Source organism: Chryseobacterium ginsenosidimutans (assembly GCF_039536845.1).
Classification (GTDB): domain Bacteria; phylum Bacteroidota; class Bacteroidia; order Flavobacteriales; family Weeksellaceae; genus Chryseobacterium; species Chryseobacterium ginsenosidimutans_B.
Genome location: NZ_BAAAZJ010000003.1, coordinates 332,224 through 357,655, shown reverse-complemented (window position 1 = coordinate 357,655; position 25,432 = coordinate 332,224). Strand labels below are relative to the sequence as shown.

The window sequence follows — 25,432 nt, the reverse complement described above, 5'->3', positions numbered from 1 at the left end:
GGCTTCATAATTGGAAATACTATATCATCAAGGTCTTTTACTTTGAAACTCCTTATTAAAATTTGAATTATGAAAAATATAGTGTTAACAGGTTTATTGTCAGTTTTTTTATTGACTGCCTGTAAAAAAGATGATCAGGTAGCTGAAAAATCATTGGAACAACAAAAAATGGAATTCCAGATGAGACAATTGGATATTGAAAAACAAAAGCTAGCGATCGAGAAAGAGAAAATGGCTTATGAAGCACAGAAAAAAGCAGATAGCACCATCGAAGCACAAAAAGCAAAAACTGCTGCTGCCAATGCAAAACCTCAAATAATCAGAGAAACACATACAGTATATAGAGATACACCGAGCCAAAGCTCCAACAACGGAACTTATGCCAATAACGGAAGCAGTGCTTCTCAAGGTACTACTAAGAAAAAAGGCATAAGTGAAGCAGCAAAAGGAACAGTGATTGGTGCTGTAGGTGGTGCTGCATTAGGTGCTCTCGTCAATAAGAAAAACCGTGGTGCCGGTGCAGTAATTGGCGGTGTAGTCGGTGGTGCAACAGGATATACTCTTGGTAGAGCCCAGGATAGAAAAAGCGGAAGAGTTCAGCCAAAATAATTATTATTTTCACGATAACAAAGAAAGATTGCTTATTTTTAGGCAATCTTTTTTATGGTTTATATTCTGATTTCAACGGTTTTAATTCTTCCGACTTTGATGGGTTGGGGAAAAATCGTTGAAAATATTTCCAAAAAATTATTCACTGGAATTTCCGGAAAAATATTGTTGGGGATTTTAGGAATTAGTTTGATCTGGACAATCCTGGCATTTTTTATTCCTTTAAATATATATGTAGAAATCCCGACCATCTTATTGGGTTTGATTTATTTTTTCAAGGATAAATTGTATCACGAACTTCATCTGTTTTCAAAAAAAGATTTTTTATTGATTTCAGTTATTTCAATAATCATTCTATTCTGCGGCTCTTTCTATCCTTATATATTAGATCATTTCGGATATTATGTTCCAGCTATAAAATGGTTGACAGAATTTGGATTAATCAAAGGAATTTCAAATCTTGATCTTACTTTAGGGCAAATGTCGATCTGGCACATTTTTCAGGCTGGATTTTCTAATTTTTCAGATCCGTTTTTAAGAATTAATTCAGTTTTACTAATTATTTATACCTTATATATTATAGAAAAGAAAAACTGGATTCATCTATGTTTTCTTCCGGTTTTATTACTATTTTCACAATCACCAAGTCCGGATTTGCCTGTAATTATTTTTTCTTTAATTATTCTGAACGAAATTTTAAAAGACAATAAAAACACCTCTCTACTATTCGCTTTTTCAGTTTTTATTTTTGCTATAAAACCAACGATGATCTGGCTTCCGATTTTGAGTTTCCTCTACTCTATTCTTATTATTAAATCAAATTTAAAAAATTTACTTCCTGGAATTTTAATCGTTTTATTGTTTTTCATTAAAAATATTTACACATTCGGTTATCCGATTTTTCCTGTTTCAATCGGAAATTTGGATGTGAGTTGGAAACCCAATCCTGAAGTCCTGAAAATATCCTCACAATACGCTATTTTAAAAACTTATGATATGCAGTATTCCTATCAGGAAATTCAGAAATTTTCGGGTTTAGATTATATTAAAAATTGGTTTTTCTTAGATGGAATCAAATCAAAAATCAACATTATTTTCATCATAAGCTTAATTAGTTTCGCCGTTTTTAGCTTTATTAAAAAAAATAAAATCATCAGTTTAATTTGTATTTCAATTATCATTAAAAGTATTTTAGTCTTATTATTTTCCGCTCAGTACAGATTTTTTATTGATGTATTTTTCGTGATCTTTTTTGTCATTTTTCACAGCTATTTTAATCAAAAAAAATCGATTGTCGTATTTTCTGTTTTAAGTATAATTTTCATCGGATTTCTCACTTTACCGAATATGCTTCAGACTTATTTACCCAGTTTTAAACTTGGAAATTTTATGGGAAAATTTGAGATTAAACAAATTTATAAACCTTCAAGTTACAACTACAATAAGTTCAACACTTACAAAGTCGGGAATTTCAAATTTAATGTTTCAAAAAAATACCCGTATAGTTTTGATACTCAACTTCCGGCTGTTTCCGAAGGTTATCTTTTAGATGATTTAAAAGCAGGAATTTTTCCGCAAATGATTGACGGTAAAAATCTCAGAAAAGGATTCATCTGGAAAAAACTAAATCAGAACGGGAAAAAAGAGGCAGAAAACGTTATCAATTCTATCAACAATTCATATAAACAGAAGTGAATTTTATGGCATTTCCATCTGAAGAAAAAGCTGTAAATTTGCGTCATGTTAAATACTCTAGGTAATCTTCTCAGTCTTACAACATTTGGAGAGAGTCATGGTCTGGCTTACGGTGGAATCATTAATAATTTTCCGGCAGGTTTAACGGTTGATTTCGATAAAGTTCAATACGAACTGGATCGAAGAAAACCCGGACAATCCGCAATTGTAACCCAAAGAAAGGAAAGTGACACGGTAAAGTTTCTGTCAGGAATTTTTGACGGAAAAACAACCGGAACTCCCATTGGTTTTATCATCGAAAACGAAAATCAGAAATCAAAAGATTATGATCACATCGCGGATTCTTATCGTCCAAGTCACGCGGATTTCACGTATGATCAAAAATTTGGTTTGAGAGATTATCGCGGAGGAGGTAAATCTTCGGCAAGGGAAACGATGAACTGGGTAGTTGCAGGTGCTTTAGCAAAACAATTATTATCAAATATCGAGATCAATGCTTACGTTTCTTCTGTTGGCGACATTTTCTGCGAAAAACCTTATCAGGCTTTAGATTTTTCTAAAACGGAAAGCAATGAAGTTCGTTGTCCGGATTCGGAAACTGCCGAAAAGATGATCGCAAGAATTAAAGAGATCAAAAAAGAAGGCAACACAATTGGCGGAACAATTACCTGTGTCATCAAAAATGTTCCTGTGGGAATTGGCGAACCTGTTTTCTCAAAACTTCAGGCAGAATTAGGAAAAGCTATGCTGAATATCAATGCTGCAAAAGGTTTTGAATACGGAAGCGGATTCTGTGGTGCAAAAATGACAGGAAGTGAGCACAATGATCTTTTCAACGAAGATTTTACAACAAAATCAAACCTTTCGGGGGGAATTCAAGGGGGAATTTCAAACGGAATGGATATCTATTTCCGTGTGGCTTTCAAACCTGTCGCAACAATTTTAAGACCTCAGGAAAGTGTTGACAAATATGGAAATCCTGCGATTGTAGAAGGAAAAGGACGTCATGATCCTTGTGTACTTCCCAGAGCCGTTCCTGTGGTGGAAAGTTTAGCTGCTTTTGTTTTGGCAGATTTATTTTTGATCAATAAAACAAGAAATATCAATAATTTTTAAATATAATATTTTTAGTAATGAAAAATTACTGGGAAAAAAGTATCTCTTTCGAAGAGTATCTTGAAATCGGAAAACAAAGGTTAGAAAATCCTGCGACTCAACAGGAAATCGATTATAAACAATATTACGAACTGGGAATTCAGAGAATCGACAGAACATTAAAAAAATATGCTCCGAATGAAGATCAGCTAAAGGAATTGGAAGCAAAAAACTTCGATGGAAAAATTTTAATTATTTCTGAAGTGTGGTGTGGTGATGCAAGTTCTACCGTTCCGGCTTTAGTTAAATTCTTCGAAGGTAAAAATGAGGTTAGAATTTTTCTTAGAGACAGCGATAAAAGCTTAATTAATCAATTTTTGACTAACGGAACAGAATCTATCCCGAAAGTTATTATCCTTGATAAAGATTTTAACGTAAAAAACTCTTGGGGACCTCGTCCAAAATATGGAAAAGAATTGTTAATGAAATATAAAGCTGATCCTGAAAATTATACAAAAGATCATTTTTATAATGATTTGCAGTTGTATTATGCAAAAAACAGAGGGAAAGATGCTGTTCAGGAAATATTGGAATTGTTGTAACTCGTAAGTAAATTTAATTAAAAATATTACGTTCAGTTTGTCATTCCGTAGGAATCTAAGCTGAGTTTATTCAAATTTAAAAGTTAATTATTTTACATAGATTCCTACGGAATGACAAACTAAATGGTTAGTTTTTCTAGAAGATATATTTACCTTTAAGATTTAAAACAATTTTATTAAAAAGTAAAAATGAAAAAAAATATAATTTATCTCGTATTAATCATCATCATCGGAGTAATCGCTTTTGTTCCTGGCGTGAAAGACAAATTGAAAGACACTTTCTTCCCGATTGCAACAATTGAAAATGCTGTTCACATCAGCGACGAAGATTACGACATCGATTTAAAAGGAATCAATGTTCCGAATACAAATCTTAAAGCTTTCAAAGACAAAGCGGTTTTCCTGAATTTTTGGGGAACTTGGTGTCCTCCATGCAGAAAAGAATGGCCTTCGATTCAAAAATTATATGATACAAGGAAAGATCATGTAAATTTTGTTTTAATTGCAATGGAAGATAAAGAAGATGCGGTGAGAAAATTTTTAAAGGAAAATAATTACAACGTTCCGGTTTATATTGCTCAAAGTCCGATTTCAGAGAAAATACTTCCGAAAGTGTTTCCTACAACCTACCTTTTGGATAAAGACGGAAGGATTTTAATTAAAGAAGATGCCTCAAGAGATTGGAATACAGAATCCACCCATCAGTTCATTGATAATATTATTAAATAATTTTAACTAAAATTTGTAAATTATTGGTACGGAATTTGCGAAATTTACATTGTTAAAAAATTATTTAAACTAAACACAAAATGAAGTATTCTAAATTGAACCTGGCAAAAGAAGCCATCAGTCACAAAGGTTTTGTAAAAAAGATTCCTGACATTTTCAGAATGATAAAAATGTGGAGAAAAGGAAGTTATCCCATGAAATCCATTGATATTATTCTACCTTTAATAGGACTTTTATATGTCATCTCCCCGATTGATCTTCTGCCGGAAGTTGCCGTTCCTGTAATCGGAGTTTTGGATGATCTTGCGGTTTTATCACTCGCAATACCGAAACTGATAAAAGAAGTAGATAAGTTTCTGCTTTGGGAAGCCGAGCAAAATTACAACTCAGATATCACAAAGGTGATCGACGCTGAAATTGTAAAATAATTTAACAGAAATATTAAAAAGCCATCTCGAACAGATGGTTTTTTTATAATATATTTTTAATGTTAATAATCACCAAGCAATAAGTTTCACTGTATTTCTTAGTTCCCTTTCAAATCCTTAAATTTGCAACATCTAATAAAAAATAATGGAAAGTAAAAAAGAATTCTTTTTGGAGTGCTACAAACTAGGCATCATCAAATTCGGAAGATTTACATTAAAAAGCGGTATTGAAAGTCCGTTTTATGTAGATTTAAGACCATTGGCTTCAGATCCGAAAATTTTGAAAAATTTGGCTAATTATTTATTGGAAATGCTTCCTTTGGATAATTTTGATCTGATCTGCGGAGTTCCTTACGCTGCACTTCCGATGGCTACAGCGATGTCGTTGGAAAGCTATATTCCATTAATTATTAAAAGAAAAGAAGCTAAAAACTACGGTACTAAAAAACTGATCGAAGGAATTTACCAGAAAGGACAAAACTGTCTTTTGGTTGAAGATGTAATTACTTCAGGAAAATCTTTGATCGAAACGATTGCAGAAGTTGAACAGGAAGACCTCAAAGTCGCTGACATCGTTGTTGTTTTAGACAGAGAACAAGGCGGAAAACAGCTTCTTGAAAGCAAAGGATACAGAGTTCATACACTTTTCAATATTTCAGAAGTTTGCGAAATTCTTCAGGAAAATGGAGAATTATCTGACGAAGAAGTAAAAAGAATTCAGGATTTCTTACAGGGAAACCATATTCAGTTTGAAGAAAAAACGAGACTTTCTTATCAGGAAAAATTTGAAAATGCTCAGCATTCGGTTTCTAAAAAATTATTGGAAACAGCTTTGGCAAAACAATCTAATTTAATCGCTTCTGCAGATGTTACAACAACTCAGGAATTATTGGATTTAGCTGAAAAAGTAGGACCACATGTTATTGCATTAAAAACTCATATCGATATTCTTTCTGATTTCGAATATGAAAAAACAATTACTCCATTAAAAGCTTTGGCTGCAAAACATAACTTCTTATTGATGGAAGACAGAAAATTTGCAGACATCGGAAATACTCAGGAGCTTCAGTTTACGAGCGGAGTCTTCAAAATTACAGATTGGGCGGATTTTGTGACTTCACAGGTAATCGGAGGGTTTGAATCTTTAGACTGTTTCAAAAATGTGGGTGTTGTAGCAATTATCGGGATGTCCTCAAAAGGAACTTTAACGACAAATTCTTACAGAGAAGAAGCATTAAAAGTTGCCCTTTCTCATCCAAACGTAATCGGAGGAGTTTCTCAGAACGAACTTCCCGAAGAAATTTTATTATTCACTCCAGGTGTAAATCTGGCAGATTCCGGAGACGGAAAAGGACAGCAATATAATACACCGGAACATGTATTTAAAACACTTCATACAGATTTCATCATCGTAGGAAGAGGAATTTATAAATCCGAAAATCCTGCAGAAGCTGCGATCACGTATAAAAATGAAGGGTGGAATGCTTATTTAAACTCATTAGAAAAAAAAGCAATTCAAAGTTAAAGTTAATTTGAAGGAAATTCACACAAAATAAGTTATATTTGAACTTTATCACAGGTAATTGAAAAGGATTAGTATTTGTCTTATTTTGTTTTTGGGTGTTGTAGAAGTCTCTGCGCAGAAAGACAGCATTTATATTGAAGCCAAATTGTCTTCAGATAAGAAAACGCTGAACGTAAGTCAGGAATTGGTTTATTACAACAATTCGGAAAAAGATCTCAACACTGTAAAACTTTTAAACTGGGTTTCCGCTTACAACAAAAGAAGAACTTCGCTGGTTTACAGAAAACTGGAAGACAGAAATACCGATCTGCATTTTGCAAAAAAAAATGAGCTTGGGAAATTATTAAGTTTAAGTATAAAAAGCTCTGATCAGGAAATTCCTGTCAGCAATATTTCTGACGAAAGTTTTTTCCTTCCGTTACAACAAAGTTTAAAGCCGGGAGAAAAAATAAAACTTCAACTGCAATATCAGATTCAGCTTCCTGATAAAAGATTTACAGGATACGGAACTTCTGATAAAAATATAGCACTAAAATATTTCTTTATTGTTCCGGATCGCTTTGATCCGGACAATATCTCTAAGAGAAATTACCACGACATCGAAGAATCAGTAAGTTTCAACACTTTCTGGAGGGTGAATTTTGATCTTCCTGTGAATTATTTTGTTGAAAGTAATTTGATACAGTCTCAAATGAATTCCTTCAATGGTTATCTTGATTCTGACCCTGAATTTTTAATTTCTCAAAACGAATATCCATCAATTAATATCAATACCGAAGGTGTAAAGACAGAAGTAAAATTCGGATATAATTTGAAACCGGAAGAAAAGCAGAACTTAGAGTTTTATCTTCCTTTGCAATTAAAATTCATTAAAGAAAAAATCGGTTTTGTTCCTGAACGGATTTTTATTTCTGATAAATTCAGAAATAAAGAAGATTTTTTCGGAAATAATGATATTACTTTCTTAAAATTCAGATTTCAGCTATTTACTCCTGCAGAAAATACTGATCTCGATTATTTTGGAATTATTGCTAAAAAGATCTTAGACGAAAGCATTATTACTGATAAACAGGATTATCATTGGTTTAAAAGTGGTTTAAAATCTTATCTTGAAATTCAATATCTAAAAAAATTCTACGCAAATACAAAATTACTGGGAACTTTACCCGAAACGAAGATTTTCGGAGTAAAACCTTTAAAATTATTTCATGCATCCGATGTGAAACTGGTTGAACGTTACGGTTTGGCATATCAATACATTATGTCTCAAAATTTAGATCAGAAAATTGATGAAAAATATGCTGTTTTAAGTAATTTCAATGACATGGCGATCAGTAATTTTGAAACAGGAACATTATTCAATTATTCTGCGGACAAAATGGGCTATGAAAATTTTGATAATCTGGTTCAGAATTTCATCGCAAAAAATACTGATAAACAAATCGATCCGAGAGATTTTTTAAAAGAATTGGCTGAAAAAGACAAGAGAACATCTTATCTATCTGAATTTTTGCAACATAAAAACAGAGTTAATTTTAAGTTGAGAAAATTTAAAAAAGAAGGAGATTCTTTAAACATTAAAATTGAGAAAAATACATCAGCCAATATTCCTGTAAAACTTCAGACAACATCAAAAGATGGTGAGACAAAAGAATATTGGGTAGAAACCGAAGAAAAAGAAAAGACAAAAACCGTTTCAATTCCGGCTTTAGACATTTATAAAATCACTCTGAATGATGATTATATCTTTCCTGAATCGAATTACAGAGACAATTTCTTGTATGCCAAAGGTTTCTTTTCAAATACGAAAAAAATTAAATTAAAACTGATCAAAGACATCCCAAATCCTGAATTTAATGAAATTTATGTAAGTCCGAGGGTTCGTTTTAATAACACCTATGACAAATTCCTGATTGGATTTAATTTTAAAAACCAATCTTTTTTTGATCAGAAATTTTTATACTCCTTCACTCCAACTTACAGTACAGGAACAGGAAAACTGACAGGTTCGGGAGCGGTTGCCTATTCTTTTTTACCTGCAGAAAGCATTATCCGTAGTCTTACTTTTGGGGTTTCCGGTTCATATTTCCATTATGATTATGATCTGGCTTATCGTAAAGGTTCGATCTATTCAAATATTAATTTCAGAAAAAATCCGAGAAGTACGGTGAGCCGAAGCATTGGAGCTTCTTACAATTATTTTGAAAGAGATCTTAGCCCGCAAATGATTCTCAATAAAGATTATGACAAATACAATCTTTGGAGTGTAGGTTATGGATACAATGACAGCCAAAGTATCCATGAAAAAAGTTTGGGAATAAGCACACAATGGATGGAAGATTTCAATAAAGTAACTGCAGAAGGATATTATCGTTGGGAATTTGCACCCAGACAAAAACTGAGCGTAAGATTATTTGCAGGATATTTCATTAAAAACAATACCCGAAATAATACTTTTAATTATGGAATTTCCAGAGTTTCAGACTACTCTTTTTCTTATAATTTGCTAGGACAAAGCGCAACAGGCGGAATTTTATCACAGCAGTTTATCTTGGCTGATGGTGGTTTCAAATCTTTCCTTCCGGGTAGTGTCAATAAATGGATCACTTCTGTAAATGTTGACACAAGTGTCTGGAAAATTTTCCATGTGTATGCGGATGCCGGAATTTACGATAATAAAAACCGCCCAACGAAATTTATTTGGGACAGTGGCGTTAAAGTGAGAATCATCCCGGATTTCCTTGAAATTTACTTGCCGGTTCAGTCTTCTTTAGGTTTCGAACCCGGATTCAAAGATTATGCGAGAAGAATAAGATATACTTTGGTGCTTAATCTAAATTCAATTATTAATGCCGCAAGACGAGGCTGGTATTAAAAAAGACAGTTGCACTTTTGTGTACAACTGTTCAATTCAACCTTATAAAATTATTGACTGTTTTTTAATCTTTTAAAATTTTCTGAGAAACAGGCTCATTATTGATAGTTCCCGTAACGATATAGTTTCCTTTTGGTAATTCTGTAACCTCAAGATTGTGGGCTGATTTTGTAGGAGATATTTTCACAACCTGTCCAAACATATTGTAAACCTTAACATCCTTAATTTCACCACCGAAAATAATTTCATTTTCTTTCACGAAAGAATTTTTAATAAAATTGAATTTCGAATAATTAAAATCAATGTCCGAGATTGCTAATGTTCCACCTGTAGAGTTTGTAGGATTAGTTGCTCCTGTCGTAAAATCAACAATATTATTATTGGTATCACCTGAGATTCTTTTAATAGCTGTAGTTGTTGTAGGAGAAGGCGCAGCTCCGGAACCTTCATATTGATTGGCGGTTGATCCATATCCTACAAAGTCGAGTACATTAGAATTTGTTGGTCCGGTTACCTGTACAGCGTTATTAGCCAGAACAATCTTTCCGGAAGTTACAGCGATCCCAATTCCAACAGAAGGATTTGAAGATCCGTCAAAATTAATCACCGTACTTGCAATAAAATCAGGAGAAGGAAGATTAACTGTTCCACCTCCACCTGTGGCTTCCTGTATAAGATAAGTTTGTCCCGGATTTAAAGTAAGATTAGGCAATGTATGATACTGAGTAAAAGTAGATGTTGCCGGCGCATATTGTATCGTTGCCCCTGTAAGAGAAGATACCGTTGAACCTATATTTTTCAAAACTACATAATCATTTTTCAGTGTAGATCCGGAATTTCCACCTCCGCCATAAATTTCACTGATGACAATTTGAGCATTCAGAAATGCAATCATCGAAACGAGTCCGATAAAAGTAAAAACCTTTTTCATAATAAATTATTTTGTGTGATGTATTAAAATAAATACAAAAATAATACCATAAAAATTGATTAAATTTAAAAATAAAACCAAATAAATGTATTAAATTCAATAAATCACATATCCTGCAATAATTATTTTAGAAAAAAACTTTCTATTAATGATTAGGTTTTATAATTAAAGACAAAAAAACAGCCACTTCATTGAAGCAGCTGTTTTATATCTAGAAAATATTTGATATCAAAAATTAGTCTTTCAAGATTTTTTGAGAAACCGGTTGGTTATTTACTGTACCTGTTACGATATAGTTTCCTTTTTGTAATTCAGCAACGTTTAAAGATTCGTTTTCTTTTACAGAAGCTGTTTTTACAATCTGTCCGAACATGTTGTAAACTTTCACGTCTTTTACCTGAGCTCCGAAAGTGATTTCGTTTGTTTTAACGAAAGTATTTTTTACGAAGCTTCCAGCTTTTGTTGAGGATAAATCTGAAACAGCCAAAGTAGTTGTAGAATAAGTTCTTGCAACTAAATTATCAATACTAATATTACCTGTACCAGCACTAGCAGTTCCCGCTTCTCTGATAGCTACAGAAGCTAGCGAAGTTGCAGCAGCAGAAGTACCAGTAGCATTAGATAATAATGGTTGTGAGTTGATTTGTAATGTAGCAGTATTTGTTGATGCAACATTATCAACTGTATAAGTCACAGTAATATTTGCAGCTGTTCCGTAAGGGATCTCAGTACCATAAGTAGGAGTAGCAGTACCTCCACTATTATTTAAAATACCTAATGTATAACCAGTTGCACTTCCTTTAATATATAATCTTCCATAAAAGAAAGTTACACTTGTTCCAGCTGTACCACCAAACATTAAAAAGTAATCACCTGCTGTGGTAAGACCTGTAGCACTCGCAACATTAATAGTTGCAGAATAATCCGCTTTATTGATTACCCCAGCAGCAATAGTATAAGGTGTAGAAAATGCAATGTTAGCGTCTTCACTATTACCTGCAACTAAATTAGCAACAGATCCATTTGCTGTAAGTTGACCAGCTGTTCCACTGTGACTTACCCATCCATTTGATGTTAAAGCTCCAGTATAACTAAAGTTATCGGATGCTACTGTATTTTGTGCCATCAAACTAGCAACTATACCAACTGTAGCAAGAAAAGAATAAATTTTCTTCATGACTAAAATTTTAATTATTAATAATTTACATAGCAAAATTACATGAAATTTTCAAAATAAGGCAATAATTGGATTAATTTTTTGTTAATAACACTAAAACCCTTTCTATTAACAATTTTTAGTTATTTTTACCAATTATTTAAGAACACTTGCGGAATTTTATCTTATTATTCGCTGTTTTATTTGTGGGCATATCAATTACCGATGCTCAAATATTTACATGGAAAAATCCCAATCTTCCACAAGATAGTCTCAAGCAGGATAGTATTAAGCAAGACAGTATTCTCGCTTTAAAATTCGAACAGGATATTTTTGCAAAAGACACAATGGATTTTGTAAAAACAAATAACCGAATTATCGTAGATGAAGGTGTTCTTGCCAAAAATGATAAAAAAAGATTTTTAGGGGAATTAAATTCCAAAGGCTCCATCATTCGAGGGATTACTTTTGGTAATAATCAGGGGCAGTCTGTACAAAGTTCGATGGATTTACAGATTTCCGGACGACTTTCTAAAGATGTTACCATTTTAGCAAGTATCTCAGATCATAACTTACCGATTCAGGCAGATGGATATACGCAGACTTTGGAAGAGTTTGACAAAATCTATATGCAGCTTAATATTAAGGACAAATCAATTCTCCGAGCGGGACATCTGGATTTGGTAGAAGCTAAAAATTATTTTGCGAAATTTCAGAGACGAAGTATGGGACTTGAATTCCAGACCGAATTTGGAAAAGAAAATAAAACCTTCGTTGATGTTTCGATGGGTGTGGCGCGAAGTGAATTCCACAGAATCCGTTTTCAAGGGGTTGAAGGTAATCAAGGACCTTATCGTTTGACTGGTAAAAACGGAGAACAGTTTATTACATTAATTTCAGGATCCGAACAGGTTTTTATCGACGGGATTTTGATGAAACGTGGAGAAAATCAGGATTACATTATTAATTATAATACGGGAGAAGTTACTTTTACCAGTTTCCGACCGATTTTCCAACAGAATTTCATTACTATTTCTTATAACTATACTAATAGAAATTATTCCAGATATTTATTTACCGGAAAAATTGAGCATAAAAGAGAGAAATTAAAGCTTGGATTAAACTGGTTTATGGAAAATGATAATAAAAATGCACCATTATCTCTCAATCTTTCTGAAGAAGACCAAAAAATCCTTGCTGAAGCAGGAAATAATCCAAATCTGATGTATGCCCCTTCCGGAGTCGTTACGGAATATGATGTGAATAAAATTCTTTATCGGTTGGTTCAAAGTCCGGGTGGAAATTATTACGAATTTTCAACAGATGCAAACCAAACACTTTACACTGTTTCTTACACCTATTTCGGAGCCAATCTCGGAGAATACAAAATTACGCAGACAACCAACAACGGACGTGTTTTTGAATATGTAGGACCCAATATGGGAGATTACAGAGCCGTGAGAAAACTTCCTTCGCCTGAGAAATCGCAAGTTTATTCTGTGAATTCAGAATATTTATTAAAAGATGGAAAAATCGGAGCAGATATTTCTTTGAGCAATTATGATGTGAATTTATTTTCGTCAAAAGATTCTCAACAAAATATTGGTTATGCATGGAGAGTTTTCGGAAATAAAACTTTCAGTAAAAACAACTGGAAAGGAACTCCGAATTTTGAATATCAATATATTGACAAACAGTTCCATATTTTAGACAGAATTAATGATGTTGAATTCTCCAGAGATTTCAACTTAGCTCAGGAATTCAGTGGAAGAACTCAAAACAGATTTATTTTCAGTTTCTTAAATAAATGGAATAATAAATCAACTTTAAATTACAGAGTCAATTATCTTGATGAGCAGGATTCTTACAAAGGGATTAAAAATGATCTTGATTTTGGATGGATCACCGGTAAACTTTTCACAAAAGGAAATTTATCTTACCTGAATACAAACGCGATTCTTCAGGACACCAAATTCATCAGAGGAGGTGTTTCAACCGAATATACAGGCAAAAAGGGAAGCTGGGCTCTCGGTGGAAGCATGGAGCATAACGAAAAGAAATACAATGACACCCAACTGATGGATGTCACAAGTTTCAGTTGGAAAGAAATTTTTGTTCAGAAGAAAATCGGTGACAGTACGAGAACTAAGTTATTGGCAAAAGTTTATATGAGAGATAACGACTCGGTTCGCGATAACAGACTTCAAAGTATGAATAATATTTTGGGGTTCATGGCGGAAAGTCAGATCATTAAAACGGAGAAAACGACGTTAAATGCCCTACTCCATTACAGAAAGTTCTTTTACCAGAATCAGGATATTGACGCTTCTAAAAACAATGATTTCGTAGTCGGGAATATTCTTTATAATCAACAACTTTTCAGGAACGGGATGCGTCTGCAGGCTTTTTATGAACTAGGAAACGGTCAGGAAGCACAAAGAGAATTCCAGTATATTAAGGTTACGGATGGGCAGGGTATTTACAAATGGACGGATTATAATGGAGACGGTGTTCAGCAGTTAGACGAATTTGAGATTGCAGAATATTCTGATTTAGCGCAATATATAAGAATCTACACAAATTCCGTGAGATATATCCCTTCCAATAAAAACAAAATTCAGTTGGCGTTATTTGTAAATCCGTCGATTGTATTTAATTCTGAAAATAAATTTTTAAAACGCTGGAATTTCAATATTTCATTAAATTCTCAAAACTCTTTTTATAAGAAAGATAAAGTGTTGGTATTAAATCCGTTTGAAAAAAATGCTGACATGATTCTTAAAAACCAGAATATTCTGACATCAGTTCAGTTCAGTCCGACAGATAAATCCGGCTGGAACGGAAACTATCGTTTCATATCGAATGACAACCTCATCAATGCTAATTTCAGTAATGAAGAACGTGAGCAGACTTCACATTTCTTAAATATCGGATATTGGTTCAATAAAGAATTCAGAATCGACTGGGAAAATTCTGTTCATGATATTCAAAACTCTTCTCAATTATTTGCGACGAGAGATTATCGTCTGAATAATTTTGAAACCAAGCCAAAAGCAACCTATAAATTTACTGATGCTATTCAGGCCGAACTTTCGTCTGCGTTCCGTCAAAAAGAAAGAGTGGATGGTGAAGAACTTTTAAAGGCTTTTGATGTTACCGGAACGATTCAATGGGAGCGTAGAAAAACTTCTATCAGAGGGAATTTCTCATTTATTAATAACAATTTTACCGGAAATAATTTCAGTATCGTTGGAAACCAGATGTTGGATGGCTTAAAACCCGGGAAAAATCAGGTCTGGAGTGTTTTCATTCAGCAGGCAATTAATTCTTTCCTGCAATTGAATTTAAATTATGAAGGCAGAAATTCGGGAGAAAGAACGATACATATCGGAAGTATGCAGGTGAAAGCGAGTTTTTAAGCTAAAATTTTAGATATAAACAAAAATAAAACCCTAATATAATTATCAGGGTTTCATAATATTCAACTTTTCAAATCTTATTTTTTAATGATTTTTAATGATTGAGAATCTTTTTCAGAATTAACTTTTAAGATATAAACTCCCGCAGGAACTTTTCTCATATCAACAGAACCTTTTTCTGCATTCACCGTTTCATTAATCAATCTTTGTCCTGCTATATTGTAAACTTCAACATTTCTGATTTTGCTGTTATTATTAATCGTAATAAAGTCGACAACAGGGTTTGGATAGTAATTTAATTTATTTTTAGCAGCAACATCATTAACCGCTAAAACAATATTTGTAAACTCGTATCCTCCCAAATCAGGTGTTGTTGCATTTCTTGCAGCTCCATCTGCATCAACTGTTACTTCCGCAACCGGAGTTCCTTTATTGTCAAGAGCTGCATTCCCTGAAGTTGCCAAATGGAAATCTGTAGCAGAAACAAACACCGGAGAAACATTTATTGAGTTAACATTTCCTCCAAAACCTGCCTGAAGATCAGATAAAGCAGGCCTTGCTGAACCAATATACCCTAAAGCAGCACCTGTTGAGAAATAGTCATTATAATTAATATTAGAGAAAACTGTATTCGCTGCTCCAGAATAAATAGCGTATCGATCTCCTGTCTGTGTTTGCTTATTTACAAAAACATTATTCCTCAGATCTATTGCCCCGGCAGCTGTTACTGTACTTAAAATATTTAATGCCGAAGGTCTACCTGCAACCGTCTGATTTGTATCCATAATGACTGTATTGTAATACACCTTATAACCTCCACCATTACCAATTACAATTCCGTTGCCATTATCTGCCAATCCTCCGCCTAAGGCGTACCCTATACCGGCGATATCGTTAATAATATTATTATAAACCAATAGATTAGATGCAGCAACATTTGAGTTTAGATAAAGACCTACAGCACCGTATCCACCTGTATTTGGTTGTTTAATGTCCGAAATTCTATTTTTGAAAACAACACCATTCGTAACTGCAGCTCCAATTAAAATTCCTTGTGAAGTACCTGTAGAAGTTGCAGGAAGTGCAACACCGGTAATGGTATTTCCGCTCACTTCAAAGTTCTTTGCATTTTGTACAGCAATTCCCCTAAAAAGCATCTTATCTGCTGCAACTGTAGAACCTATTACATTATTTCTGATAATCCATCCTGTATCAGTATTCGTGGCATTACCAACAGCAAAAATAGCATTTTGAGCTCTTATAAATGTATTATTAATGGCTGAAAAATTATTGTTGGGAACTTCCGCTGCAGCCAACGCTGATCCCGAAACAAGAATATTTCCAACTGTTCCTATTGGAGTAGATCCTGCAAAATTGGTGTTTTTAATTGAAATATTTTCAGCTCCATCAGTAGTAGTACTTGTTACCCAAAGCACAATCGGGTTAGTTCCCGTTGTTGCTACATAAGTATTGCTAATTGATAAGTTTCTACTTGAAGTTCCATTATTACTTCCGTCAATAGTCACATTGTCTGCTCCATTAAACTTGATCGTTGCAACTGTATCTGCACTGGTAATTGTTGCGGTAACTCCGGTAGCGGGTTTTATCAAAACAGAAGTATAAAGGGATGTACCACCACTTGCATTTAATACAGCTGAAGCTGTTTCTGTAGTGTTTGCAGTAACATTAATCGTAATTGCTCCTTGGTGTGTTCCTGCATTAATAGCGTCAAAAGCTCCTTTTAATGTAGTATAAGTTCCTGTCGTTGTTCCGGCTGTTGCCGTAAGACTAATCTGCGCGTTGAAATTTGCGATGGCTATAGTCGTAATTAAACAAAATAGAATTTTTTTCATGGGATATTAATTTTATCTTATAAATATATATAAAATATCATCAATAAAAACAAATAAAATAAACAAAATCAACATTTTAACACATTTAATATTAAACAAAATATCATAAACTTCGTTAAACACTGATTAAAATAACAAAACAATAAAATTTTGAAAACTACTAATAATCAGCAATTTTAAAAAAAATCGTAAATTTGCATCATGATAAAAATAGGCAATATACAACTGCCGGAATTTCCACTTTTGCTGGCTCCAATGGAAGATGTAAGTGATCCTCCGTTCAGAAGACTATGTAAAATGCATGGTGCGGATTTGATGTATTCAGAATTTATTTCTTCTGAAGGTCTGATTCGTGATGCTATCAAAAGTCGAAAAAAATTAGATATTTTCGATTACGAAAGACCTGTAGGAATTCAGATTTTCGGCGGAGATGAAGAAGCAATGGCAATGTCTGCAAGGATTGTTGAAACTGTAAATCCTGATTTGGTCGATATTAATTTTGGTTGTCCTGTAAAAAAAGTTGTTTGCAAGGGAGCCGGAGCAGGAGTTTTGAAAGATATTGATCTAATGGTTCGTCTTACAAAAGCTGTTGTAAGCTCTACAAGTCTTCCTGTGACAGTAAAAACCCGTTTGGGTTGGGACAGTACTTCGATTAATATTGACGAAGTTGCAGAACGTCTTCAGGAAACAGGAATTAAAGCCTTGACAATCCATGCAAGAACGCGTGCTCAGATGTATAAAGGCGAAGCAGATTGGGAGCATATTTCAAGAATTAAACAAAATCCTAACATTGAAATTCCAATTTTCGGAAACGGTGATATCGATTCTCCTGAAAAAGCTTTAGAATATAAACAAAAGTATGCATGCGACGGAATTATGATCGGTCGTGCAGCAATTGGCTATCCTTGGATCTTTAATGAAATTAAACATTTCTTCAAAACCGGAGAGCATTTACCTGCACCAAAAATTGAAGACAGATTGTTGGCTGTTCGTCAGCACGCAGAATGGAGCGCAGAGTGGAAAGGCGAAAAATTAGGTCTAATTGAAATGAGACAGCATTATAGCAATTATTTCCGTGGAGTGCCACATTTTAAGGATTTTAGAAAGAAATTCTTAGAAGTATTCACTTTAGAGGAAATGGACGCCTTGATTAAAGAAACTCAGGAATTTTACTCAGAATATTTAGCACAACAGGCATAAAAAGAAAACCATCAAAATTACTTGATGGTTTTTTATTTAATTTATTTGATACGTTTAATATCCTTCCGAGGCAGATTGATTTTTAATTAGCGCTAATGCCGAAGAAGTTCCGATTCTTTTTACTCCTAAATTAATCATTTTTTCGGCATCTTCCGGAGTTCTAACTCCTCCCGCAGCCTTAACCAGGAGTTTTCCTGCATTGGCAAGCATAATTTTTATACCTTCAAATGTAGCTCCGTTAGGTTTTCCATTAGTAGTTTCATAAAAACCCGTCGAGGACTTTACGAAAATTTTTGACAGATCGTTTTCAGAGAAATTTTCTTCTGCCCAATTGGATATATTTTTAGTTAATTCAGCGATTTGCTCATCAGTTAAAGCTGCAATTTCGATAATCCATTTTGTAATTTTATGATGCTGTAAACATAACTTTGTACATTTTACAAACTCTTCTTTTACTAAGTTTAAATCTCCTTTCAAATAAGCATTATAATTAATGACAAAATCCAGCTCATCCGCTCCGTCGGCAATTGCTTTTGTAGCCTCTGCAAGTTTTTTATCAATAGAATAGGTTCCTTCATGAAATCCAATTACAGTTCCTACCACAACATTCGAATTGTTTTCCTGAATATACTTTTTGATTTCAGAGACATAATCCGGACGAATCATCACGGCAAAAATTTTGTTACCAATCGCTTCCTGAGCAAGTTCTATATCTTTTTGTAAAGTTTCCTCATTTGAAAGCCCCGACTGTGCAGGTGTTTTCAAATATGTTGAATCCAAATATTGAGCGATATCCATAATCTGTTATACTTTCAATTGTCTGTAAATACCTTGTTCCAAAGATATAAAAGTTTCCGTTCTTGTCACTCCTTTTAACATCTGAAGTTTGCTGAGAATCTGCATCAGGTGGTCATTATCTTTACAAAGCACTTTTAAGAAAATCGTATAATTTCCTGTGGTATAATGAGCTTCTACAACTTCATTAACATCTTTTAAAGATTTTACCATATCCGGATAGTGACTCGGCTGATCCAAGAATACACCAATATAAGAAATGACTTTATATCCTATTTTCTTGGGATTAAGAAACGAAATTGAATTTTCAATTACTCCTGCCTGTTCAAGTTTTTTAATCCTCTGGTGAACTGCCGTTGTTGAAATCCCAACATTTTTTGAAATGTGTGCCAATGACGATTTAGCATTATCCATCAACATATAAATAATTTCCTTGTCAATTGAATCCAGCTGATAACTTGTGTTTTTTGAATTTTTCATTCTCTACTTTTTTTATTATTTATGTTTTTACGTTTTTACAAATCTCTGAACTTTACAAAAACAGGAAAATGATCGCTGTAGCCTCCTAAATAACGGGTACCCGCATATGTTCGGAAGGGCCTGCCTTCAAAATTTCTGTCCCGACTGCTGAGTTTTTCAGAATTAAATATTTCGGCATTCTGAAATAAAAGACCATTATTACCATTGAAAAAAGACTTTGATAATATAATCTGGTCAAACAGCAATCCAGATTTATAATGAAAAGTAGAATAATTTCTTGTGGAAAACAACTGCTGAAAAGGGTTTTCCAACACCTTTACATGCGCATCGTCATAGAGAATTTTTACTAAATTTTCATCATCCGGGTTTTCGTTAAAATCACCACACAAGATTACATTTTCTTTATCTTCATTCACAATATTCAAAATCCGCCCCCGGATTTCATTAAGTATAAAGTCTCTTTTGGGTTTGTTAATATCTTTCTCGCGCTTAGAGGGAAGATGGGCGATAAAAACATTAACAACCTGTTCTTTATATTTCACTTTTGAATAAAGTACATCCCTAGTTGTGTCGTAATTTCCTGTGTTTTTGTTTATAATTTCAAAGAAGAATGTAATTGTTTCTGAGTCTATTACCTCAACTTTATTTTTATCATACAATAATGCTACATCTACCTTTCTCTCATCCATAGAATTATAATGTACAATCCCATATTCCGAATTAAAAGGTTCCATCTCCACAAGATCTTCTAAAACTTTCCTTCCGGAAACTTCAGAAAGACCGATCATAAAAGGCAATATGCCATTTTCCTCCTTCATCAGCTGAAAAACATGCGCTATTTTAGAGAGTTTATTAGTATATTTTCTTTCATCCCAATTCCTCAGTCCCGACTTAGTAGGGTCTAATTTATGTTTTGGTTTGGGATCGGGTAAAAATAAATTTTCAACGTTGTAAAAACTGAACAGCTCATCAACACGCTTTTCTAAATTATTAAAATTTAACATTTTAATTCTAAACTGTAAATTTATTATTTTATTTAATATATCATTAATTATTTTATAAAACTTTCACATTAATTTTATTTTTAAAAATATAAAACTAAATGAAAATTTTAACTAAAATAAGTTTTATAATTAAAATTTTCAATCATCGCGGGACATCAATCATTAAATTATGCTGCTATTAAAAGATAATTGAGTAATATTTTAACTACAAACCAATTTACAATAATTATTATTCAAATTGTGAAATTAGTCCTTTTATTCTAACAGATCAGGACGTTTTTCTTTCGTAATTCTTACCGCTTCATCATGACGCCATTCTTCAATTTTAGCAAAATTTCCGCTTAAAAGAATTTTTGGGACTTCCAGTCCTTTGTAAACTTCGGGTCTCGTGTAAATCGGTGGCGATAACAAATCATCCTGAAAACTGTCTGTTAAAGCACTTTGTTCATCATTCAAAACTCCCGGCAACAAACGGATAATAGAGTCCGCAAGAACACAAGCCGCCAATTCTCCACCCGTAAGCACATAATCTCCGATAGAAATTTCTTTGGTAATATGAAGATCTCTCACACGTTGATCGATACCTTTATAATGACCGCACAAAAAGATCAGATTATTTTTAATAGAAAGTGTATTGGCTATTTTTTGGTTTAAAGTTTCACCGTCCGGTGTCAGATAAATCACCTCATCATATTCTCTTTGAGATTTCAATTCAGAAATACATTTATCCAAAGGCTCAATCATCATTACCATTCCTGCTCCGCCTCCATAAGGCTCATCATCAATTTGTCGGTGCTTATTGATTGCCCAATCCCTCAAATGGTGAAAATGTACTTCTGCCAATCCTTTATCCATCGCTCTTTTCAGAATAGAAGTCTGAAATGGGCTTTCCATCAATTCCGGAAGTACGCTTATAATATCAATTCTCATTGTAATGTTTCGTTTTTCTTATTGGGCGAAATTATTAATCTCAAGGAAGAATCTTTGTTGAAGTAGCTCCACATCCAGTTGAAGAATACGGCAAGCTTATTTCTGACACTCAAAATCAACATTAAGTGTAGGAACATCCAAAAATACCACGCAAAAAATCCCTGGAATTTTATAAATGGTAAATCTACAACTGCTCTGTGTTTTCCGATGGTTGCCAATGATCCTTTATCGTCGTATTCATACTCAGCCCAATCATCAGTTTTCTTTAAAAGATTTTTTCCTAAATTTTTCGCCTGATTAATCGCTACGTTTGCAACCTGTGGATGACCTTGCGGATATTTTGGAGTTTCCATATAGGCAATATCACCAATTGCAAAAATATTATCGTAGCCCTTTATTTTGTTATATCTGTCTGTAATATATCTGTTTTTGACTAAATTTTCTTCCTTAAAACCTTCTACCACATTTCCGGTAACTCCGGCTGCCCAAATTACATTATTTGACGGAATTGTTTTACCGCTTTTCATGAAAACTTTGTCACCATCATAATCCGTCACATATTCCTGACTAAGAAAAGTTACTCCTAAATCTTTTAAATATTCTTCAGATTTTTGCTGGGCTTCAGGACTCATTACAGCCAAAGGCTTTTCCGTTGAACTTACTAAAATGATTTTAAGATGATCAAAATTCATGTAAGGATAATCCCTGGGAAGAATTTCTTTTTTCATCTCGGCAAAGGCACCGGCTAGTTCTACCCCAGTCGGTCCGCTTCCTACGATGACAATATTCCAGTTTCCGTCGTCACTGCGGCTTTTCTCAAGAATCAGCTTCTCGAAGGTTATTAAAATATGATTTCTGATGCTTATCGCTTCCTGAGTATTTTTCATCCCGAAAGCCTTACCTGCAAGATCCTTATTTCCGAAAAAATTCGTTTTACAGCCCGTTGCAATGATCAGCTTATCATAAGTAAATTCTGCTTCGTCGGTAATTACTTTATTATTTGCTGTATCAATTTCTTTAACTTCCGTCAAACGAAACTGCGTATTTCTGGAACGCTGAAAAATTTTTCTGAAGGGGAATGAAATATTGGAAGGCTCAATTCGTCCGCACGCGACTTGATAAAAAAGAGGTTGAAACATGTGGTGATTTACCCTATCTAAAACAATTACTTTTTTATTCTTGTTATTTAGCGTTTTTGCAAGTTGCAGCCCCGCAAAACCTCCTCCGATAATGATGATCTTTTCGCGTGTTTCCATAGTACACAAATTTACTGATTTTATTTAGCATTTAGAAGTGAAAAAAGTTAGTTTTGCAAAACTTTATCACACAAAGATGTACAGCAAAAAGACCGCCAAAAAGATCCATAAAAACCGTCGGAAGAATTATTTTTTCCGACGAAAAGTAGTGTTGGCAATTCTGATTATTGCCTTAATCGGAACAGGTTTATATTTAAAGCAATCAATAAGTTACTATTACGCATTATACTTTAATAAATTCACACACAAAAAGCTGCACAACAACGAAACTGAAACATTGAGAATTCAGAAAATTCTTTCTAATAATCTTGATAAAACTTATGGATTTGATGTTTCTCATTATCAAAATAAGAAAGATATCAAATGGGACAGTTTAACGATCGGCAACAAAACAATTCCACTGGAATTTGTGGTGATGAGAGCAACAATGGGAAACCGGAATGCTGATAAACATTTTTCCGATTTTTGGGAACAGGCAAAAAAGCAAAATCTCATTCGTGGAGCTTATCATTTTTACAGAGCTGATGAAGATCCGGTAATTCAGGCGAATAATTTTCTGGAAAATGTAAAACTGGAAGGCGGGGATCTTCCGCCGATCTTAGATATTGAAAAAATCCCGAAACGTAAAACGAATAAAAAACTGCTTGAAGATCTAAAGGTCTGGTGTAAAATTGTAGAGGAAACTTATGGCGAAAAACCAATTATTTACACTTATTATCATTATTACAAAGACTTTTTAAAAGGCGAATTTGATGATTATCCGCTTTGGTTAGCGAATTATAATGATGTTCCTACTCCATCACCCGATTCTGACTGGGATTTTTGGCAGTTTACAGAAAACGGAATCGTTCATGGGATAAATACAAAAGTAGATCTGGATATTTACAATGGGAGTTCTTGGTCTTTAAAAAGGCTGACATTGGATTAACCTTTAAATGGTTTTCTCTGTACCCATTCTGTTTTTGGGGAAAGTGACGGGAAAATATTCTTCATGAAAGGATTAACGATGAAATTATTATGTTTTATCAACCCGAAAATCTCAGTGGGTTCTGCACCGATGGTAGATTTTATTTCTAATGCTGTTCTTCCGAAAATAATTCTTTTAAAATGATGGTTAATTCCAAATTCTACCATATCCAAAAGCATGTTTAAATAGATCTGCTTTTCTTTTTGGCATTCTTTATTATAGCCTAAAAAATACGTGTCAATATCTTCATTATTCAAAATCAAGGTATAGAAACCAATTAATTTTTGCCCTAAAAAATAACCGAAGATTTTAAAATTTTCTTTCAGATTTTCCTTCATGCTTTCAAAATGATCTTCCGGAAGAAAAAATGTATTGAAGAGCGCATTATCAGCTACATTTTGATAAAGAAGATTCATTTCAGACTGATATTTTTTCAAACTGCTTAAATCTAATTCTCGTTTCTCAATTCCTTGCAGTTTCTTTTTTGCCGATTTGGCTCTGGCTCTGTATTTTTTCGAAAAATCATTCCTGTAATCTTCAAAATTTCTCCAGTTTTCTCTTATATCCAACATCATATTCGGCTGAACAGAAAACCTGAAATAAGCTTCGTGATTTTCATCGTTAAAATACTTTACAAAATTCGACTGATAATCTTTGTAAATAATTAAAGAAGTTTTCCTGACTTCATATTGCATTTTACAAACTGCTTCATCCAAAAGAGGAATAACCTGCTCCAAAGTAATTTTTGAAGCATCAAAATAAAAACCGTTTTGTCCCGTCAACATATTATTTCCGAGAATCATCACATCTTTGCTAAACTGTTTCGCTGCAAAATTTCTGATGCTGCAAAAGACTTCATTTTTCTGAAAAGTCTTATGCTGAATAAAATTTATATATTGAAATAAAACCCCGCCAATCAATCTGTTATCCTGAAAAAATCCCATAAAATAACATTGCATATTTTTTGGTTTCGAAGTTTCAAGGACATGAAAATATTCTTTGGAAAGCATGATATTATGATTTCCTATGACAGTATTCCAGTTTTCAGGCAAAGCGGAAACTGTATTGTATATTGTTAAATTATATGACATAAAAAAGGCCACACAAATGTAGCCTTATCTTTTAAACTGTTAAAATTATTTTTGAGTAACCCAATGGAAACCGTCAACCGCATACCAACCACAGATAATTCCACCCATAATGGTAATGGTGACCGTCCAATATGCAGAATTGATCATCGTATATTTCCACGATTTTCTTTCAAACATTGCATTGATTGCCGTCAGCGGAAAAACAAATAAAAATCCTGCCATGAAAGAATGCAGTGCGCCATGGCCAAATGATCGGTAAGCCATCCCGTAATCTTTCATAAAAGCGTGGTAAGAATCGTTTGCATTCATTTCGTCACCACCCACCATTCCGAGAGCTCCGAATTGATGTATCGTAACAAACTGCAGAAAAAGAGCCATTAATCCGGATAAAATCACAGAAAAAACAAAAACCCCAATCATTGAACCTTTCATTTTTTCTTCTGTTAATCCTACTTCCTGCATCCATGCTTTTCCGAAAACTTTCGGATGGTACCAGATAAATCCCATAATCAATGGGACAAGTGCGGCTACGAAAATAGCCCAATAGTTGATTTGTGTCATCGTTTTAATTTTAAAATAATCTTAAAATATAAAGCTACATTAAAAATCAATATAAAATGAATTTAATTCAATAAATATTTACTTTTAACAAGTATTCAGTAAACAAATTAATATTTAACGAATAATAATTTAAAACATTGACATATTTGATTATTAATCTCAAATTAATAAAAATAATAAGAAAACTGAACGCTGATGCATGTTTTATCATCCTTTTTTCTGGTTACATTT

21 protein-coding genes are annotated in these 25,432 nt (G+C 33.4%); 11 read left to right on the top strand and 10 right to left on the bottom strand.

What is annotated here, in order from left to right:
* Positions 1 to 69 precede the first annotated feature (69 nt).
* From ABD745_RS01665 to ABD745_RS01630, 8 genes are all read left to right on the top strand, one after another.
* Positions 70 to 609: a glycine zipper domain-containing protein gene (locus tag ABD745_RS01665; protein ID WP_344824198.1), complete on the top strand. Its 540-nt coding sequence runs from the start codon at positions 70 to 72 to the stop codon at positions 607 to 609.
* Positions 610 to 663: 54 nt separating this feature from the next.
* Positions 664 to 2,304 carry an LIC_10190 family membrane protein gene (locus tag ABD745_RS01660; RefSeq protein ID WP_344824195.1) on the top strand — a complete coding sequence of 547 codons (1,641 nt, stop codon included), beginning with the start codon at positions 664 to 666 and terminating at the stop codon, positions 2,302 to 2,304.
* A gap of 45 nt (positions 2,305 to 2,349) precedes the next feature.
* Positions 2,350 to 3,420, top strand: coding sequence for a chorismate synthase (gene aroC / locus ABD745_RS01655; RefSeq protein WP_344824192.1), 1,071 nt, complete (start codon positions 2,350 to 2,352; stop codon positions 3,418 to 3,420).
* Positions 3,421 to 3,437: 17 nt separating this feature from the next.
* Positions 3,438 to 4,001, top strand: coding sequence for a thioredoxin family protein (locus ABD745_RS01650; protein ID WP_344824189.1), 564 nt, complete (start codon positions 3,438 to 3,440; stop codon positions 3,999 to 4,001).
* A 189-nt stretch (positions 4,002 to 4,190) separates the two neighbouring features.
* Positions 4,191 to 4,730 carry a TlpA family protein disulfide reductase gene (locus ABD745_RS01645; RefSeq protein WP_344824186.1) on the top strand — a complete coding sequence of 180 codons (540 nt, stop codon included), beginning with the start codon at positions 4,191 to 4,193 and terminating at the stop codon, positions 4,728 to 4,730.
* Positions 4,731 to 4,810: 80 nt separating this feature from the next.
* Positions 4,811 to 5,158, top strand: coding sequence for a YkvA family protein (locus ABD745_RS01640; protein WP_344824183.1), 348 nt, complete (start codon positions 4,811 to 4,813; stop codon positions 5,156 to 5,158).
* A gap of 145 nt (positions 5,159 to 5,303) precedes the next feature.
* Entirely contained in the window at positions 5,304 to 6,683 is a 1,380-nt protein-coding gene (gene pyrF, locus ABD745_RS01635) for an orotidine-5'-phosphate decarboxylase (protein ID WP_344824180.1), read from the top strand.
* A gap of 58 nt (positions 6,684 to 6,741) precedes the next feature.
* Positions 6,742 to 9,558: a gluzincin family metallopeptidase gene (locus tag ABD745_RS01630; protein WP_344824177.1), complete on the top strand. Its 2,817-nt coding sequence runs from the start codon at positions 6,742 to 6,744 to the stop codon at positions 9,556 to 9,558.
* A 64-nt stretch (positions 9,559 to 9,622) separates the two neighbouring features.
* On the opposite strand, the gene ABD745_RS01625 is transcribed toward ABD745_RS01630, so the two are convergent.
* Both ABD745_RS01625 and ABD745_RS01620 read right to left on the bottom strand, forming a co-directional pair.
* Positions 9,623 to 10,489 (bottom strand): lamin tail domain-containing protein, encoded by an 867-nt coding sequence (locus ABD745_RS01625; protein WP_344824174.1) that lies wholly within the window; start codon positions 10,487 to 10,489, stop codon positions 9,623 to 9,625.
* Positions 10,490 to 10,724: 235 nt separating this feature from the next.
* A complete protein-coding gene (locus ABD745_RS01620; protein ID WP_344824171.1) occupies positions 10,725 to 11,666 on the bottom strand; it encodes a T9SS type A sorting domain-containing protein in 942 nt (313 codons plus the stop codon).
* A 197-nt stretch (positions 11,667 to 11,863) separates the two neighbouring features.
* Between ABD745_RS01620 and ABD745_RS01615 the strand changes: the two genes are divergently transcribed.
* Positions 11,864 to 15,064 carry a hypothetical protein gene (locus tag ABD745_RS01615; RefSeq protein ID WP_344827179.1) on the top strand — a complete coding sequence of 1,067 codons (3,201 nt, stop codon included), beginning with the start codon at positions 11,864 to 11,866 and terminating at the stop codon, positions 15,062 to 15,064.
* Positions 15,065 to 15,141: 77 nt separating this feature from the next.
* Here the strand turns inward: ABD745_RS01615 and ABD745_RS01610 are convergent, their stop codons facing one another.
* Complete coding sequence (locus ABD745_RS01610; RefSeq protein ID WP_344824169.1) at positions 15,142 to 16,917, bottom strand: T9SS type A sorting domain-containing protein; 1,776 nt, start codon at positions 16,915 to 16,917, stop codon at positions 15,142 to 15,144.
* 201 nt (positions 16,918 to 17,118) lie between these two features.
* Here ABD745_RS01610 and dusB point away from each other — a divergent pair, with 201 nt between their 5' ends.
* Positions 17,119 to 18,117: a tRNA dihydrouridine synthase DusB gene (dusB, locus tag ABD745_RS01605; RefSeq protein WP_047399494.1), complete on the top strand. Its 999-nt coding sequence runs from the start codon at positions 17,119 to 17,121 to the stop codon at positions 18,115 to 18,117.
* A 54-nt stretch (positions 18,118 to 18,171) separates the two neighbouring features.
* On the opposite strand, the gene deoC is transcribed toward dusB, so the two are convergent.
* The 5 genes from deoC to ABD745_RS01580 form a co-directional block, all read right to left on the bottom strand.
* On the bottom strand, positions 18,172 to 18,915 hold the full coding sequence (gene deoC / locus ABD745_RS01600) for a deoxyribose-phosphate aldolase (protein ID WP_425549776.1): 744 nt from the start codon (positions 18,913 to 18,915) through the stop codon (positions 18,172 to 18,174).
* A 6-nt stretch (positions 18,916 to 18,921) separates the two neighbouring features.
* Positions 18,922 to 19,392, bottom strand: coding sequence for an Lrp/AsnC ligand binding domain-containing protein (locus tag ABD745_RS01595; RefSeq protein ID WP_047399491.1), 471 nt, complete (start codon positions 19,390 to 19,392; stop codon positions 18,922 to 18,924).
* Positions 19,393 to 19,427: 35 nt separating this feature from the next.
* Positions 19,428 to 20,396 carry an endonuclease/exonuclease/phosphatase family protein gene (locus tag ABD745_RS01590; RefSeq protein WP_344824164.1) on the bottom strand — a complete coding sequence of 323 codons (969 nt, stop codon included), beginning with the start codon at positions 20,394 to 20,396 and terminating at the stop codon, positions 19,428 to 19,430.
* Positions 20,397 to 20,651: 255 nt separating this feature from the next.
* On the bottom strand, positions 20,652 to 21,326 hold the full coding sequence (gene trmD, locus ABD745_RS01585) for a tRNA (guanosine(37)-N1)-methyltransferase TrmD (protein WP_344824162.1): 675 nt from the start codon (positions 21,324 to 21,326) through the stop codon (positions 20,652 to 20,654).
* Complete coding sequence (locus tag ABD745_RS01580; RefSeq protein WP_344824160.1) at positions 21,323 to 22,582, bottom strand: NAD(P)/FAD-dependent oxidoreductase; 1,260 nt, start codon at positions 22,580 to 22,582, stop codon at positions 21,323 to 21,325. Before ABD745_RS01580 ends, trmD begins: the two co-directional genes overlap by 4 nt.
* Before the next feature lie 76 nt (positions 22,583 to 22,658).
* Between ABD745_RS01580 and ABD745_RS01575 the strand changes: the two genes are divergently transcribed.
* A complete protein-coding gene (locus ABD745_RS01575; RefSeq protein ID WP_344827173.1) occupies positions 22,659 to 23,510 on the top strand; it encodes a glycoside hydrolase family 25 protein in 852 nt (283 codons plus the stop codon).
* Here ABD745_RS01575 and ABD745_RS01570 read toward each other — a convergent pair.
* Both ABD745_RS01570 and ABD745_RS01565 read right to left on the bottom strand, forming a co-directional pair.
* Positions 23,507 to 24,640 carry an 8-amino-7-oxononanoate synthase gene (locus tag ABD745_RS01570; protein WP_344824158.1) on the bottom strand — a complete coding sequence of 378 codons (1,134 nt, stop codon included), beginning with the start codon at positions 24,638 to 24,640 and terminating at the stop codon, positions 23,507 to 23,509. The genes ABD745_RS01575 and ABD745_RS01570 overlap by 4 nt on opposite strands.
* Before the next feature lie 45 nt (positions 24,641 to 24,685).
* The gene (locus ABD745_RS01565; protein WP_052185981.1) at positions 24,686 to 25,201 is read right to left on the bottom strand and encodes a DUF1761 family protein; all 516 of its coding nucleotides are present in this window, start codon (positions 25,199 to 25,201) and stop codon (positions 24,686 to 24,688) included.
* Positions 25,202 to 25,432 lie beyond the last annotated feature (231 nt).

What these genes read in the sequence shown, in the direction of transcription:
- ABD745_RS01665 (WP_344824198.1), top strand. Translation starts at nt 70, where the DNA reads ATGAAAAATATAGTGTTAACAGGTTTATTGTCAGTTTTTTTATTGACT.
- ABD745_RS01660 (WP_344824195.1), top strand. Translation starts at nt 664, where the DNA reads ATGGTTTATATTCTGATTTCAACGGTTTTAATTCTTCCGACTTTGATG.
- aroC (WP_344824192.1), top strand. Translation starts at nt 2,350, where the DNA reads ATGTTAAATACTCTAGGTAATCTTCTCAGTCTTACAACATTTGGAGAG.
- ABD745_RS01650 (WP_344824189.1), top strand. Translation starts at nt 3,438, where the DNA reads ATGAAAAATTACTGGGAAAAAAGTATCTCTTTCGAAGAGTATCTTGAA.
- ABD745_RS01645 (WP_344824186.1), top strand. Translation starts at nt 4,191, where the DNA reads ATGAAAAAAAATATAATTTATCTCGTATTAATCATCATCATCGGAGTA.
- ABD745_RS01640 (WP_344824183.1), top strand. Translation starts at nt 4,811, where the DNA reads ATGAAGTATTCTAAATTGAACCTGGCAAAAGAAGCCATCAGTCACAAA.
- pyrF (WP_344824180.1), top strand. Translation starts at nt 5,304, where the DNA reads ATGGAAAGTAAAAAAGAATTCTTTTTGGAGTGCTACAAACTAGGCATC.
- ABD745_RS01625 (WP_344824174.1), bottom strand. Translation starts at nt 10,489, where the DNA reads ATGAAAAAGGTTTTTACTTTTATCGGACTCGTTTCGATGATTGCATTT.
- ABD745_RS01620 (WP_344824171.1), bottom strand. Translation starts at nt 11,666, where the DNA reads ATGAAGAAAATTTATTCTTTTCTTGCTACAGTTGGTATAGTTGCTAGT.
- ABD745_RS01610 (WP_344824169.1), bottom strand. Translation starts at nt 16,917, where the DNA reads ATGAAAAAAATTCTATTTTGTTTAATTACGACTATAGCCATCGCAAAT.
- dusB (WP_047399494.1), top strand. Translation starts at nt 17,119, where the DNA reads ATGATAAAAATAGGCAATATACAACTGCCGGAATTTCCACTTTTGCTG.
- deoC (WP_425549776.1), bottom strand. Translation starts at nt 18,915, where the DNA reads ATGGATATCGCTCAATATTTGGATTCAACATATTTGAAAACACCTGCA.
- ABD745_RS01595 (WP_047399491.1), bottom strand. Translation starts at nt 19,392, where the DNA reads ATGAAAAATTCAAAAAACACAAGTTATCAGCTGGATTCAATTGACAAG.
- ABD745_RS01590 (WP_344824164.1), bottom strand. Translation starts at nt 20,396, where the DNA reads ATGTTAAATTTTAATAATTTAGAAAAGCGTGTTGATGAGCTGTTCAGT.
- trmD (WP_344824162.1), bottom strand. Translation starts at nt 21,326, where the DNA reads ATGAGAATTGATATTATAAGCGTACTTCCGGAATTGATGGAAAGCCCA.
- ABD745_RS01580 (WP_344824160.1), bottom strand. Translation starts at nt 22,582, where the DNA reads ATGGAAACACGCGAAAAGATCATCATTATCGGAGGAGGTTTTGCGGGG.
- ABD745_RS01575 (WP_344827173.1), top strand. Translation starts at nt 22,659, where the DNA reads ATGTACAGCAAAAAGACCGCCAAAAAGATCCATAAAAACCGTCGGAAG.
- ABD745_RS01570 (WP_344824158.1), bottom strand. Translation starts at nt 24,640, where the DNA reads ATGTCATATAATTTAACAATATACAATACAGTTTCCGCTTTGCCTGAA.
- ABD745_RS01565 (WP_052185981.1), bottom strand. Translation starts at nt 25,201, where the DNA reads ATGACACAAATCAACTATTGGGCTATTTTCGTAGCCGCACTTGTCCCA.